17 protein-coding genes are annotated in these 14870 nt (G+C 29.0%); 12 read left to right on the top strand and 5 right to left on the bottom strand.

Going from position 1 to position 14870, the window contains the following annotated elements; genetic code table 11:
- The first annotated feature begins 14 nt into the window (after nucleotides 1-14).
- Together CX675_RS08120 and CX675_RS08115 are read left to right on the top strand one after the other, a co-directional pair.
- Nucleotides 15-1802 carry an SLC13 family permease gene (locus CX675_RS08120; RefSeq protein WP_130734736.1) on the top strand — a complete coding sequence of 596 codons (1788 nt, stop codon included), beginning with the start codon at nucleotides 15-17 and terminating at the stop codon, nucleotides 1800-1802.
- 206 nt (nucleotides 1803-2008) lie between these two features.
- The gene (locus CX675_RS08115) at nucleotides 2009-2332 is read left to right on the top strand and encodes a single-stranded DNA-binding protein (RefSeq protein ID WP_130734735.1); all 324 of its coding nucleotides are present in this window, start codon (nucleotides 2009-2011) and stop codon (nucleotides 2330-2332) included.
- Between the two features lie 38 nt (nucleotides 2333-2370).
- Here CX675_RS08115 and CX675_RS08110 read toward each other — a convergent pair whose 3' ends face one another.
- The 4 genes from CX675_RS08110 to CX675_RS08095 form a co-directional block, all read right to left on the bottom strand.
- On the bottom strand, nucleotides 2371-3270 hold the full coding sequence (locus CX675_RS08110; RefSeq protein ID WP_130734734.1) for a histone deacetylase: 900 nt from the start codon (nucleotides 3268-3270) through the stop codon (nucleotides 2371-2373).
- A gap of 3 nt (nucleotides 3271-3273) precedes the next feature.
- Nucleotides 3274-4656, bottom strand: coding sequence for a hypothetical protein (locus CX675_RS08105; protein ID WP_130734733.1), 1383 nt, complete (start codon nucleotides 4654-4656; stop codon nucleotides 3274-3276).
- An 82-nt stretch (nucleotides 4657-4738) separates the two neighbouring features.
- Nucleotides 4739-5362: a chloramphenicol acetyltransferase gene (locus CX675_RS08100; protein WP_130734732.1), complete on the bottom strand. Its 624-nt coding sequence runs from the start codon at nucleotides 5360-5362 to the stop codon at nucleotides 4739-4741.
- A gap of 10 nt (nucleotides 5363-5372) precedes the next feature.
- A complete protein-coding gene (locus CX675_RS08095; protein ID WP_165396001.1) occupies nucleotides 5373-6062 on the bottom strand; it encodes an HAD family hydrolase in 690 nt (229 codons plus the stop codon).
- 173 nt (nucleotides 6063-6235) lie between these two features.
- Here CX675_RS08095 and CX675_RS08090 point away from each other — a divergent pair, with 173 nt between their 5' ends.
- Nucleotides 6236-6985 carry a ThiF family adenylyltransferase gene (locus CX675_RS08090; RefSeq protein WP_130734731.1) on the top strand — a complete coding sequence of 250 codons (750 nt, stop codon included), beginning with the start codon at nucleotides 6236-6238 and terminating at the stop codon, nucleotides 6983-6985.
- A gap of 4 nt (nucleotides 6986-6989) precedes the next feature.
- Here CX675_RS08090 and CX675_RS08085 read toward each other — a convergent pair whose 3' ends face one another.
- A complete protein-coding gene (locus tag CX675_RS08085; RefSeq protein WP_130734730.1) occupies nucleotides 6990-7748 on the bottom strand; it encodes a response regulator transcription factor in 759 nt (252 codons plus the stop codon).
- 156 nt (nucleotides 7749-7904) lie between these two features.
- Here CX675_RS08085 and CX675_RS08080 point away from each other — a divergent pair, with 156 nt between their 5' ends.
- The 9 genes from CX675_RS08080 to CX675_RS08040 all read left to right on the top strand — a co-directional run bounded on the left by CX675_RS08080 (nucleotide 7905) and on the right by CX675_RS08040 (nucleotide 14843).
- The gene (locus CX675_RS08080) at nucleotides 7905-8594 is read left to right on the top strand and encodes a hypothetical protein (protein WP_130734729.1); all 690 of its coding nucleotides are present in this window, start codon (nucleotides 7905-7907) and stop codon (nucleotides 8592-8594) included.
- A 130-nt stretch (nucleotides 8595-8724) separates the two neighbouring features.
- Nucleotides 8725-8931 (top strand): hypothetical protein, encoded by a 207-nt coding sequence (locus CX675_RS08075; RefSeq protein ID WP_130734728.1) that lies wholly within the window; start codon nucleotides 8725-8727, stop codon nucleotides 8929-8931.
- A gap of 90 nt (nucleotides 8932-9021) precedes the next feature.
- The gene (locus CX675_RS08070; protein ID WP_130734727.1) at nucleotides 9022-9228 is read left to right on the top strand and encodes a hypothetical protein; all 207 of its coding nucleotides are present in this window, start codon (nucleotides 9022-9024) and stop codon (nucleotides 9226-9228) included.
- A gap of 78 nt (nucleotides 9229-9306) precedes the next feature.
- The gene (locus CX675_RS08065; RefSeq protein ID WP_130734726.1) at nucleotides 9307-9864 is read left to right on the top strand and encodes a hypothetical protein; all 558 of its coding nucleotides are present in this window, start codon (nucleotides 9307-9309) and stop codon (nucleotides 9862-9864) included.
- Between the two features lie 6 nt (nucleotides 9865-9870).
- A complete protein-coding gene (locus tag CX675_RS08060) occupies nucleotides 9871-10785 on the top strand; it encodes a hypothetical protein (protein WP_130734725.1) in 915 nt (304 codons plus the stop codon).
- 19 nt (nucleotides 10786-10804) lie between these two features.
- Nucleotides 10805-11143, top strand: a complete 339-nt coding sequence (locus tag CX675_RS08055; RefSeq protein ID WP_130734724.1) for a PadR family transcriptional regulator — start codon at nucleotides 10805-10807, stop codon at nucleotides 11141-11143.
- Between the two features lie 14 nt (nucleotides 11144-11157).
- Complete coding sequence (locus CX675_RS08050) at nucleotides 11158-11433, top strand: hypothetical protein (protein WP_130734723.1); 276 nt, start codon at nucleotides 11158-11160, stop codon at nucleotides 11431-11433.
- A 62-nt stretch (nucleotides 11434-11495) separates the two neighbouring features.
- The gene (locus CX675_RS08045; protein ID WP_130734722.1) at nucleotides 11496-14093 is read left to right on the top strand and encodes a carboxypeptidase-like regulatory domain-containing protein; all 2598 of its coding nucleotides are present in this window, start codon (nucleotides 11496-11498) and stop codon (nucleotides 14091-14093) included.
- A gap of 18 nt (nucleotides 14094-14111) precedes the next feature.
- Nucleotides 14112-14843, top strand: coding sequence for a GLPGLI family protein (locus CX675_RS08040; RefSeq protein ID WP_130734721.1), 732 nt, complete (start codon nucleotides 14112-14114; stop codon nucleotides 14841-14843).
- Nucleotides 14844-14870: the final 27 nt, after the last annotated feature.

The raw sequence follows: 14870 nt of genomic DNA, 5'->3' as shown, positions 1-14870 counted from the left end.
TAATTTTTGTAAATATGACTATTGAAATAGGAATTGTTTTAGGTATTTTACTAATTGCTTTCATACTTTTTGTTAGCGAACAATTTACGGTTGATAAAACCGCCTTTTTTATTTTAATTAGTCTGTTGCTTTTTGGGGTGGTTTCTCCCGAAGAATCGGTTTCAGGATTTTCAGATAATTCGGTATTAACCATTCTCTGTTTGATGATTATTGCCATTGGTTTAGAAAAAAATGGGGTTGTAGCATTAATGGCACAACGTATTCAACCAATTATGAATTGGCCAGTTTGGCTTTTTTTACCCTTATTAATGTTTTTAGTTGGAATACTCTCTTCCTTTATTGCTACTACAGCGGTGGTTATTATTTTTATTAAATTGGTAAACGAATTAGATAAAATGGGAAAAATTGACAAAGCAAAAGTTTTATTACCCATTTCATTTGCAGGGATTTTAGGAGGAAGTTGTACTTTAATGGGGACGAGTACTAATTTAATTGTTTCTGGAATTTCTAACCGAAGAGGAATTGGTACTTTTTCTTTCTTCGAATTCTCTTTAGCTGGTATTATATTTCTTTCTGTTTCTATTCCTATTGTGTTTTTATTATCACGTTTTTTTCTACCCAAACAAAAAAAGAAAGAAGATGTAGATTTAGCAGATAAATTTGCCTACATCACTTCTGTGAAAATAAGAGAAGGTTCTAAATTAATTGGCAAAAAGCCCTATGAAACAGAGATTTGGAATGAAAATGACATTCGACTGATAAAAATTCAACGCGGAAGAAGGTATTTAAAAACCGATTTAAAGTCGGAAACCTTACAAGAAAATGATATTCTTTGGCTCGATTTAACCATTGAAGATTTAACTTCTAAAACAGAGAGTTTAGGATTGAATATTTTAGGAGTAAATCAAGATTTATTAGAAGAACAGTATACCAATGAATATCATGAAGTGATTATCTTGCCTAATTCAAGATATGTAAATATGTCGGTTAAGGAGTTTAACGAACAGTTACCTGAAAACATTTCGGTTAAAGCTGTAAATAGTGAAAAAGATTATGAGAAAAACCCGAATATGATTTATAAGTTTTTTTCAAAGAAATTTATTAATCCAGGAAATCGAGTTTTGTTAACTGGAAATTTAAGCGAAATACAAAAGATAGCGCATTCTAATAACCTTCTTTTTGCAAATTCGGTGTTAACACTTCCTAACATTCCTAATTATAAGAAGATAATTTCATTTGTTGCGATTCTCTTAGTTATTGTATTGTCTGCAACAAATACCTTTTCTATCTTAAAAAGTGCACTAATAGGCGTTGCCCTGTGTTTGTTTACAGGTTGCATTCAATTAAAAGATGCTTATTCAGGAATTAATTGGCAAGTAATTTTTCTTTTGGCAGGTATGATTCCTTTAGGAATTGCTATGAAAAATACGGGTACCGATGATTTCATAGGAGGACATTTGTATTTGATCTTAAAATCAGTACCCACGTCTGCTATTATTGCTATCGTTTTTGCATTTACTTTACTAATGAGCGGTTTTATTTCTAATAACGCCACAGCTATAATCTTAGCGCCTATTGTTATTGTGGTGGCGCAAAAAATGCATTTAAATCCAAAACCTTTATTATATGCCGTTATGTTTGGAGCTAATTTTAGTTTTTACACTCCTATGGGGTATCAAACTAATGCTATTATTTATGGTATGGGTATTTATAAATTCAAGCATTTTTTGATTATTGGTGGTATTTTATCCCTAGTATTATTAGTTGTAGCTTCTTTTATTTTACCATTATTATATGTTTAATACAGTAAAAATAGTTGTTTTCAATTATTTACAAACGTTTACAAACGAAAGTAAATAACTAACAACCGAATCCATTTTAGAAGTTGTTACATCTTTGCCTTGTCGAAATGAAACGAATACAATTCTATACTAAAAGACAATATGAATTCTAAGTTTTACCAGATAGATATCAATTTATATAAACCATTTAAAATTTTACACGCCTTATGAAAAACAGAGTACAATTAATCGGACATGTAGGACAAGAACCAGAAATCAAAAATTTAGAAGCTGGAAAGAAAGTAGCGAGCTTATCGATTGCAACCAATGAAATTTATTATAAAGAGAACGGAGACAAGGTTGAAAAAACCGAATGGCATCGCGTAACCGCTTGGGGAAAAACGGCAGAAATTATTGAAAAATTTGTTACTAAAGGAAAAGAAATTGGTATTGAAGGGAAATTAACAAACAGAAGCTATGATGATAAAGACGGTGTAAAACGTTATGTAACTGAAATAGTTGCTAATGAAATACTTTTGTTAGGGAAGTAAAGAGCCAAGAACCTCTTCTTTTTTGAAGAGGTTCTTATTTAAAAGATATTTTTAGCTATTCTATAGGTATTAGCATGAGCATCAATAATGGTTTTTATTTCGGGAGAATAACCACCTCCCATAGAAACCTGAACTGGAATCTCATATTGATTGCAATAGTGAAAGACAATTTCATCTCTTTTTTTACAACCTTCGATAGAACAGGAAAGTTTGCCTAATTTATCTGTCTTCAAAATATCGACACCAGCTAAATAAAAGATGAAATCTGGTTTTTGCTCTTCTATTAATTTTGGAACAACAGTAGCAATGGTCTTTAAAAATTGTTCGTCAGTAGTGCCATCTAAAAATTCAATGTCTAGATCGGATTGTTCTTTTTTAAAAGGATAGTTAGTTTTACCATGTGTAGAAAAAGTAAAAACCTGATTGTTTTGTTTGAAAATTTCGGCTGTTCCATTTCCTTGATGTACATCTAAATCGATGATCAGAATTTTTTTAGCTAGTTTATGATCTAATAAAAATTGAGCTGCAATGGCTTGATCATTTAATAAACAAAAAGCTTCTCCTCTATCTGAATAAGCATGATGTGTACCTCCAGCAATATTAAATGAAACTTTAGTTTCAAAAGATTGTTGACAGCCTAAGATAGTTCCTTGTGCAATACGTAATTCTCTTTCTACTAATGCAGCAGAGAGAGGAAATCCTATTTTTCTTACGGCTCTTGGCTCTAAAGTTAGTTGTACTAATTGGTCAACATAAGATGAATTGTGAACAGCTAATACGGTTTCTAAATTGCAAATGTCAGGTTCAAAAAAATTGGTAATTGATGCTGTTCCTTCATGAATGAGTTGTTGTGGTAACAATTCATATTTAATCATCGGGAAACGATGCCCTTCTGGTAAAGGATGTTTGTAAATAGGATGAAAAGCTATAGGAAACATGATTTAATAATCATAACCATTAGTAAATTTTGAAAGGACAATTTCATCTTTTTTGGAATCATAATAACTCAAAATATAAAAGTCTTGGTACGAAAAAAAATACTCATAATTTACTGCTTTATTTTGGGCTATAAATTGGGCTATTTTATCTATATACAAAGGTTCAAAAGGCATTTCAACGATATTAAAATTACTGTCAAATTGTACATCAAAAAAAGTATTTTGATTAACATGACTTCCAGCTAAATCACCACCACCTGCTCCTGCTATCTGTAATCCAATATCTAAAAGCATGGCACTATTTCTTATAAATTCTTTATTTCCACCAAATGTAGCCAGATAATTTCCTTTGAATGGATAGATGGAAAGACCTATTGCATTATCAGATAGTTTTTGAATAAATTTCTTTGTGTTTTTTAATTTTCTAGGCTCGTTATTACCAGTTTGAACCAGTAAGTCAGACGTAAATGGAGAAGGTAAGTTTGCCTTAATTTGATACGTTTTAATGCTTTTTTTAGAAGTATAATCATAAATTTCAATATCTAAAATTTCTTTATTTAGTAATACTAAAGCAAAATGATTGTCAAATAAAAGAGAGTTTGATTGTGTTATGTTTGGAATCCTGTTTTTATTAAAAACAATTTCTTTTATTTGAAAAGTTTTTAAATCGATTTCAAATAGTTGGGTTTTATCATTTGTGTGGTCTAAACTAATAAATAGTCTGTTTTCACTCAAATAATATTTAATTGGGTGGGCTGTATCAACATAAGAATTAAATAATTGTGTATGCATTTTTGTAATCTCAAATGTATGTAAAAGTGCACCTAAGGTGGTTTTATTTTTGTTATTGTCTTCTATAATAAAAGTATCTAATTGAAGTTGATTCATTTTAATGTCATGTCCTTTTATTGTAATAAATACTAGTTTTTTTGATTCTTTTTCTTCTGCTAAAAAGTATAGCATTCCATTTTCGTTACCAGAAGAAAAAAGAGTGTAATTTTTAAGATTTAAAGGATACAAAATGGTTTTAGTAGTATGGGTTTTGTAATCAAATTCAATTCCTGCGAATTGTTTTAAATCTTCTGTTGCCCAATAAGCAATGGCTTTATCATTGGTAAAGCCACAACCCATTAAATTTCTAAAAGTAGCTGGTTTTTCTAAAGAAATACTATCTGAAAAAAAAAGGGCACTATTAAATTTTACTCCTGTGAGATGCTCTTTATCTGAAGCAAAAGAAAAGACCTCATTCGTTTGAGTATTTACTTGTGTTACCAATTGATGATAATCTGTGTTTTTTTTAAGTTTAATAGCCACATCTGTTAATCTAACTTGACTAAAAAATGGAACACACCATATGCAGTAATAAAGGAGTAGTATCTTTTTCATAAAGAGGAATTTAAATCAAAAATAAAAGAATTGTATTTCTTGTTTCGTTAAATGAATTATAAATCTAAGCATTTTAAAAAAATTATTCGTTTAATAAACCTTGTAATGCATCAAGAAACAAGCCAATATGGTAACCATCTACTAAACCATGATGAACAGCCACACTTATAGCCATCGTTTTTGTGTTTTCATTTTGGATTAATTTGCCAAATGAAATTTTGGGACAACTATCGGGGTATTTATAATTTCTGGCATGCGTAAGTCCTGTAAAATCAATCCAAGGAATGGCAGAAAAATGAATAATATTTTCAGGATAAACCGTGGTAAGTAAACCACTGGTGTTTTGAATTCTCGCGATTTCATTTTGGGCAATTTTTTGAAATTCAGCTATAGATTCATGGTATTCCATGAAAGAAAAACCAAATGTTTTATCTTCTCTCATAATCGTTGCTGAAACATGAATATCATCATAAATGAAGACTTTCTTATCATCTATCCGATATTTGAAATTCTCAATTGCATTTACCGCAGTTAAACTTTTATGTAGATAATAAATAAAAAATGGAATGTCTAAGTTTTTTGCTTTTTCATAAGCTATAGTCATATCTACAGTGCTGTTTACACTGTAAAAAGGTTCGTCAAATTGTGAAAAAAACTCAAAATGTTCTTTCCGATTCCAATGTGTAAGAGACAGCTCTTTTTTCATAGAATATAGTTTATAATAATGCTAAAATTTCTGTAATTGAGCTGATAGATTTGAATTTTTCATGTTCAATTTCAAAATCGATTTTTTCATATTCCCAAGTCGTATGATAAGGAATGTGAACACCATAACCACCAATATTTAAAATGGGTAAAACATCTGATTTTAATGAGTTACCAATCATTAGAAAATCACTTGCTTGGATATCTAAACGACCCAGCATTTTAGTGTAATCTATTTCAGTTTTATCACTTAATACTTCAATATGATGAAAATAATGACCCAAGCCAGAATCGTGTAATTTTCTATGTTGGTCTTTTAAATCACCTTTAGTTGCTACGATTAATTTATAATCTCCTTTTAATTGTTGTAACACTTCTTCAACATTTGGTAATAATTCTACTGGTTTTTGTAACAAATCTTTTCCTATAGTAAGAATTTTTTCAATTCCTTTACCTGAAATGGTATGATTAGTAATTTGTAAAGCCGTTTCAATCATAGAAAGGGTAAATGCTTTAATTCCAAAGCCATACAATGGTAAATTTTTTACTTGATGATTTAAAATTAACCCGAGAATTTCTTGGCTAGAAGCATAATCTTGAAATAATTCACAGAAGCGAGCTTGCGCTTCATCAAAATAAGGTTCGTTGTGCCATAAAGTATCGTCGGCATCAAAAGCAATGGTTTTTGGAGTAATAATCATAATTTAGTGTATAGAAACTAACGTAGTTGAAAATAAAGGTTAAAATTACTGCTTTTTTCAAGTAAATAAAAGTTATTCTATTTCATTTAAGTAGATAAAAAATGTGAAAACTACCTTTTTGGGTAAAATGATTTTTTGGTAGAAGAATTATTTTTGTATAAAAATTTATTAAAATGGAAAAGAGATATAATAGAAATCGAATTTATGTTACTAAAGAAGAGCAAGAAATAATCAAAAATTATCCTATTCTTTTAGGAGGAAGTGGTATAGGAAGTGTTATTGCAGAATGCGCTCTTCGTTTTGGATTTGAAAACATTACAATTATCGATGGAGATCAGGTTGAATTAACCAATCTAAATCGACAGAATTATACAGAAGAAGATATTACAACAGATAAAACGGCTGCTTTAGAAAAGCGGTTAAAGGCGATAAATAGTAATGCAAAAATTACTGTACATCCTACTTTTTTAACTTCTGAGAATGTAGTGGCTTATGTAAGAGGTCATAAAATAGCCATTAATGCTTTAGATTTCTCTTCAGATGTTCCTTTAGTTTTCGACAAAATTTGTCAAGAGCAAAATATACCTGTTTTACATCCCTATAATTTAGGTTGGGCAGGTTTAGTCACAGTAATTTCACCAGATAGTTTGTCTTTAAGTTCTTTGGCAAAACCCGAAGAATCTTTTAATGAGGTTAATATGGTAGAGTATGCGACTAGTTATATGAGATTTTGGGGAAATCCTCAGAAATGGTTAGAAAATATTATCAAAGAATACAAAGAAGAAGTTGAGGTTTTACCGCCACCTCAATTAGCAATAGCTTCTTGGATTGTTGCTGCAATGTGTACACATATCCTTTTTGATATAGCCACCGAAAAGGAATATAAAAGATTTCCAGAGTTCTATTTTTCATCCATAAAATAGTTTTTCAGATTAATTTATTATTAGTAGCAAAAGCTACTGCTTCAGAAATATTATTAACCCCTAATTTATCAAATAGTTTTCGACGATGAAATTTAACTGTATCTGGTGAAACGAATATTGCCTCTGCGATTTCGTTAATAGTAAATCCACGAATAGAGTAACTTAATACTTCTTTTTCTCTATCAGAAAGTTCTATTTTCTCTTCGGATTTCCAATAGTCACCTTCTAAATCATAGGTAAAAATTTTATTATCTCCTTTCTTAAAAATTTTGATATTACCAGAATTTTGTTCATTAGAAAGAGAAACAATACAAATGGCTTTCCATATTTTACCATCGTTTGTTAAAAATAAAGGGGTTAGTTTTTGATTGATTAAGATAATTTTTCCCTCCTGGTTTTTTAAATGAAAATCATACGAAATAGTATGAAACTTTCTTTCGGTAACGGGTATTTTATCATAAAATTCGAATCCTACAGTGTTTATTTTTAATAGTAAGTCTAGATCTTGTTTTAGTACATATTTAAAATAAAAAACATAGCCCATTTCTTTTACTTCTTCACCAGTATGACCACAAAGAAACAAAGGGTTTTCGGATACATAATCGAAACCTTTTTGTTGATAATCTATTACATAAATACTGTTGTAAGTGGTCCTGGCTAAAGCTTTTATGGGTTCTAAGTAATCATTTGTTTGTACTTGTTCATCTTCTGAAATGCTATTAACTGTGTTTTTTAATGAAAAAAAATTGTCTATACCTTCCATGTTTATTTGTTTAATATCAAATATAAGCTTTTTTTAAGAAAAAAATCTTCTATACTACACTTTAGGGTAGTTTTTATGTAACTTATTCATTACTACTATTTTGTGTAATGAAGTGCTTGTGTATGTTGAATAGTTTTGAGTATAAATAAAGCAACTATGATACTTACAAAAAATTACTTAGAAAGATTAAATGCAAATGAGATAAAAAAATTATCTGAATTTGTTGTTATTGAAAACTTCAAACATCATTCCAATAATATACTTCCTAAAGAATATCAAGATGATGTTAAATCAATTTGTCAGGAAGAAATGCACTATATTAATAATTCAGAAATATATGTTTCAAAAAATGATTCAGGAGATATTTTAGGATCCATACGAGTTTTGAAATGGAATTTTATAGATGTATTACCCATTCAAAAAATCTTTGGTATTAATCCTTTAAATGTTGTTGGAGAAATTGAACTGAATGATATTTTTCACATTGGAAGATTTGCGATAAAAAAAGAAGGAAGCGATATTCATTTATTCAAGCAATTAATGATTTGCGCGATATCTCCTATTTGTAAAAACAAGGGAAATATTGTTTTTGCGGAATGTGATAGTAAATTACTACGTATTTTAACACTATTAGGTATTAAAGCAACTGTTGTAGGAGAATCTATAGACTATTTAGGTTCTGAGACAATTCCTATTTGTATGACTTATGAAGGGTTGATTAACTTCTATAATGCCAATAAATCATTAGTACCTTACGAAGTAACTCATCAGCCAACTACAAAAAGCTATTTACTACCTAAAAGTGTAGTTTTTACTCCACAAAACTACAACTACTCTTTAGTGTAGTGGCAAGTAAGTCAGCTAGTTATAAATTAGCAATATCAAAATAAACAACATATTTCTGGCCAGAAATTAGACCGATAAAAAAGGTGAAGTCTTAAAACTAGTACTTAGTAATCAATTAAAATTAGTAAACATGAAAAATTTAGTTTCAAAATTAATCGGAGGATTAGCAGTAGCAACATTAGTAATCGGATCATTTTCATCAACTGTAAACGCACAAGCCGTTTCTATGGATGAAGTAGAAATCACAGCTACACAAGAATTAACAGAAGCACAAGCTATGATGGCATCTGAGTGGGTTATTACTAGAAACTTCTTCGTAGTAGGTGAGCCTAAATAATTGATTGAATCAATTGAAACAACAGACGATGTAAGTTATGGTCTTAAAAATTAACTTAAACATTTTTATTAATCAACAAATTTATTAAACATGAAAAATTTAGTTTCAAAATTAGTCGGAGGATTAGCAGTAGCAACATTAGTAATCGGATCATTTTCATCAACTGTAAACGCACAAGCTGTTTCTATGGATGAAGTAGAAATCACAGCTACGCAAGAATTAACAGAAGCACAAACAATGATGGCATCTGAGTGGGTAATCACTAGAAACTTCTTTGTAGTAGGAGATCCTAAATAAGATTTCCCATAAAAAAGGAATGAGAGATATTAGTCTCTCTTCCTTTTTTATAATTCAAACAAATTAAAAACAATAAACATGAAAACACTAAAAATATTCTTAATGTTGTTTTTTGCAATACATTTTATTGTAATAACAGTTGTTGGCTTTTCTCGTTTTTCTGAATTAACTACTACTGAAAATGACAAAGTGAATTCTTTTGGTCAAGTAATAATAAAGAAATCGAAATGGATTGATAATTTAAATTTAACTACTAAAGATGCCATTTTTTTCTATTCATTGTTTACAGGGACCAATAGAGGATATGCTTTTTTTTCACCAAATGTTACTTCCAAAAAACTAGAATTATCTTTTAAATCTGGAGATAAAATTATTGAAATGCCTTTTAGAAGTGTTGAATCGGACACTAAATTTTTTGGAGCTAATCTATATTTCAATTCCAATTTAGATAAAATAAAAGAAAGAGATTCTTTTTTACAATCAATTTCTACTTCCTTTTTTAATCGTGATTTAAACATGAAAGATCTAGATGTTTATTTAAACTTATCGATGTATTCAGATATTAACTATACCAGAGAAAATGGGCTGTCGATTAATAAGAAAAGTATGTTAGGTTTTAGAGCCAAAAAAAATTAAATAATTATGGAAGCAACAACAATTTATAACAAATTCATTTCAAAGCTTTTTTATTCCAGCCAGAAATTTATAAATGCCGATTTTAGTATTAAAATAGTAGCTCTTTTTGGTTTAGCTAATATTGCTATTATTTTACCAGATATTAGTTATTTATTTGGTTCAAATGCGCTTATTCAAAACGCAGTTAATGACCAGCACATCTTTTGGTATCAACCTGTTTTTTATTGGTTTACCGATCCTTTGGCTAATTTAGGTATTCCAGAAAATATAACTATTTTGTTACTTATAGGGGTGTATATTTTCTCTTTTTTAGGTATGTTTTTTAATAGATATCGATTTACTAGTGCTCTTCTGGCTTGGTTTATTCATTTATTAATTGTGAATTCTAATTTTTTATTTGCATACGGTGCAGATAATATGGTTTCCACCTTACTTTTTATAACTATTTTCTTTTGTGTACCTTTTAAAGATGTGGCCAAAAAGAATATGATATATTCTTTTGCAATTCGATTCCTACAAGTCCAAATGTGTTTTATTTACTTTTTTGGAGGATTAGGAAAATCACTTGGAACCGATTGGTTTGATGGAAATGCAATTTGGTATGTAATTAATATCTACTCTAGTGATTATGTGGATTATGCAGTGAATTTTGTAAACTACCCAATTGTTTTTAAAATTATTTGCTGGTCAGTAGTATTTGTAGAATTATTGTATCCTTTTTTAATTTATGTACCAAAAATAAAACGATTCGTACTTTCTAAAATAATTTTATTACATATACTGATAGGAATATTCATGCACTTATACACGTTTGCAGTGGTGATGATCTTATTGAATTTAATTGCTTTTGGACATTATTATAAATGGTTCAAAGTAAAAGAAAAGTCAGAAAGCCCTGTATTAGCGATTGATATGGTATAAAAAATCGAGCTAATTAAATATGGATTCTTTATTCGTTTCGAAATGGCAGTCACAAGTAAAAAAAGGCACCTTATCTTTTATCATTTTGAATATTCTGAAACGCAAACAATTTTATGGTTATGAACTAATTGATCAAGTAAAAAAAATAACCAAAATTGAAATGGCTGAAGGAACGATTTATCCTTTAATGAACCGTTTGGAAAAACAAGGTTTAATTTCTTCAAAATGGGTAGAAAAAGATTCTGGTGTGCCAAGAAAATATTGTGAATTAACCAATGCAGGCAAACAATCTTTAGAAGAAATGAATTTGTATTGGGAACAGTTAGCTTTTTCTATTACAATTCTTCAAAATAAATAAACAGTATAATAATCATGGAAAAGATACAATTACAGATTATCAAAAAAACAAAACAGGGAGTTTCAATCACTTCAGGAATAGCTATTTGTGTATTAGGGGTTTTGGCATTTTTTAAACTGAAATTCCCAAAAAACACAGGATTATTTATCGAAGAAGGACAGTTTAAAGCTTTTGGTATATTAAAATCGACAACAAGAACTTCAGAGGTTTTAGGATATTGGTTTCTACCAGTTATAGTATTCTTTTTGATTGTTTTTACAATAATAATGAGTAAAAGCCTAAGAAAATAAATTTTTTAAATGAATACTTAGTATAACTACTTATGTTGTATTAAATAAAGCTGTAAAATACTATGCAAGGTTATTTTAAAATACTATTCTTTCTCTTATTCTTTAGTTTTTCTTTGGCTCAAACTACCACTATATCTGGAAAAATTGTAGACGAAGATAATTTTCCTATAGAATCTGCTGCGTTAGTAATATATGATACTTCTCATAGTATAGTGAATTACACGGTTACTTTATCTGATGGATCTTATAGTTTTGAAGTACTAATGAAAAAAGAATATGTATTAGAAATTGCTCATATTGCATTTAACAAACTAAAGTATGTTTTTAATGAACAAGATTACCAAAAGAAAGGTTTATTGCTCAATTTTACATTAGAAAGTAATACTGCTGCTTTAGATGAGGTTATCTTGGTCTCAAGTGCGAAGGTTCAAGACACGGTTAAATTAGACTTAGACAGGTTAAACTTAAAAGAGAATGACAACTTAAAAAACATACTTGATAAAATACCTAATTTTAAAGTAAGTGATGATGGAAATATAATTTACAAAGGCAAAAACATCGATAAAATTCTGGTCAATAATAAAGCTACTTTTGAAAATCAAAATAGCATAGCATTAGAGAGTATTGAAAAGAAAATGATAGATGGGATAAGTGTTATTAATAACTATAGTGATGATTTTTCTTTAGATTTTGATGACCATCAAGAGAGCGTTTTAAATATTGATACAAGCGATAAAAGCCAGTACATCTTTAATGGTTCGGTAGAAGGAAACTATGGTTATGATAATAAGTATGAGATAAAAGCCAAAGAATTTCTATTTTCAAATCAACTAAATGCTTTTTTAACTCATCATACAAACAACATTGGTAAAACGACAATTCAATCACAAGAAATAAAAAAACTATTTAATCAAGGGCAACCATTCTCAAAATACCAAGCAGAGAGCTTAGGAAGGCTTTTTGTAAGTAATGAAAATTTGAAAAAAGACTTTTTTACAACTACTAATCTAACGTTGAGAAGTCAAACCAACCGATTGAAAACGTTTGGATTATTTTATTATATAGCTCCAGATAGAGTAAACAGTATTTTGCAAAATACAAGTACCATTAATAAAGAACCTTTGTTGAATACTTCAAACCTAAGTAATAGTAAGTCACAATCCTTTTTAGGGACACTTTTTTTAGCTTATAAATTCAATCCCACCACCATTGGAACTTACAAAGTGAATGCTAATTTTATAGATAACAGGAATACCAGTGAGATAGAAAATCAAATCTTTGAAAACGGTTCCATAAATCAAACGAATGTAACCTTTTCAAATAATAAAAACAAAATTGCTTCTTTCTTTAATGATTTTGGACTAAAAAGTAAAATTAAAGAGGATCTTATTTTTGAATCAAACGTAGCATTTTTTAATGAGAAGACTAAATTACTTAATGATTATAATATCAATACAGGAAGTACTTTACTATCCAATCTTCAAGATTATGAATACCAAAAAAATAATCTACAAACCAATCTAGGATTGCGATATAAAGTTTCTAATGCTTTTATTCCTTCTTTAACTTTTGAATACAATCATACTCAAGAACAAATAGAAGATAGAATGACAACGTCGCACTTAATTGATCGTTCCATTGAAGATTTCACGTCTACATTACAAATAAAAGGAAATGATGTTTTTAAAAGACTCGATTATGAATTTTCATTGGGAGTGAATCCTTTTTATACAAAAGTAAATGAAACCATTAGAAATAAAGAAACCTTTTTACCTGTTACAGTAACATTAGATTATGAAAGTCCGTTACACAGATATAATCTAACGTATAGTAGGTATAAAAGTTGGAATCAATTAGAATCTGGAATTACGACAGTGCAGCCTTTTAATGCTGTTTGGAATGGAGACTTCGCTTTTCCATTAGGGTTTAGTACTTCAAATACACTAAAAATAGGCTATAATTACGATAACTTTTTTGATGCCAAATTATTCTCAATAGACTTGTCTTATAGCAATCAAAACGACATTTTAAAGAAAAACTTTTTGCAACAACAAAATGGTATTGCAACCTATACTCTTTTTATCGCCGAGGAAGCATCTAATTTTGAAATAGTCTCTTTTTATTCAAAGACTGTTTCACAATTAAAATATCCTACAAAAATAGATTTAGGTGCAAAATATAAAATTGATAAGTATCCTATTATTATAAATCAGGAACAAGTAAATAGTACAAGTACTACTTTTTCTCCAGAATTAAAATTAGAGACCATAACTGGACATTTGATAAACTTTAGCTTACTTTCAAAAATGTCTTTTATTACAAACAGAGTAACAACAAACAAGTATAAAGCAACCTATAGACAAAATGGGTTTTCAATTTTAATGAAAAACGAGCAATGGAAAGCAAATGTTCATTTTTTATACGATTATAACACCATCAATTCAATCGACTATTCTCGTAAAAACATCAATGTGGATTTTTCTTATACTGCAAAAAAATTCACCTATAGTATTGAAGCAAGACATTTAGGAGAATTACTTCACATTTTTGAAAACGAATCGTATAACTCACAGTTTGTTTTAAAAGAAGGGATTGCCAATACAATTATAAATAATCAATCATTGAACTATATCATTTTAGGAATTAAATATAAATTATAAACATCAAAATCAAACAACATGAAAACAATTAAAACCTTAGTAGCACTTATGTGTATCGTTTTTTTTACAAATTTTACGCAAGCACAAAGTAAAGACAAAAACATTTTAAAAGTATCTTATTCAGGAGGGTGTATTTCTGATTTTATGGTAGGAATGTTAAAGAAACAAATTCAGGATCCAGTACAATATTCTAAAATTTTAAAGAAAATGGGAGATTATAAAATGCACACTACCTATTATCAAAACTTAAAAACAAAAGAATCTATTTTCGTTTTAGATTCTATTTCTGAAGTTGAAAATATGAGTACAGCTGGATATACTTATTATGTTTCTAGAAATAAAGATGGAAACATTAACGGAAAAGAAAACTTCATGGGAAAAACAATTGATTATAAAGGGAACACAACATCTATTCAATGGACTGTTACAAATGAACAAAAGGAAGTGAATGGCTATCGCTGTAAAAAAGCACATTTAAAAAATAACCCAGAGGTATATGCATGGTTTGCTCCAGAAATTCCAGTAAATGGCGGGCCATCAGTGTTCTTTGGATTGCAAGGTTTAGTAATTGAATCTAATGGTATTTTCGAATCTTTTAATGCGCAAACCATATCGTATGCAACAGCAGATGAATTTCAAAAGAAATTAGACGATGTAACCAAAAAAATTAATACTGACAAAGCCATTGCTTTGGAAGAAGTTTTTGCTAAAAAAGAAAATTTTCAACGTATGATTCAGAATGCAAAATAAGGCTTTTTTAAAATGTAGAAATAGCGC

Source organism: Flavobacterium sp. J27, from assembly GCF_004303025.1.
GTDB lineage: Bacteria > Bacteroidota > Bacteroidia > Flavobacteriales > Flavobacteriaceae > Flavobacterium.
Note: the sequence above shows the minus strand (reverse complement) of the source record. Positions and strands in the feature narration are given on the sequence as shown.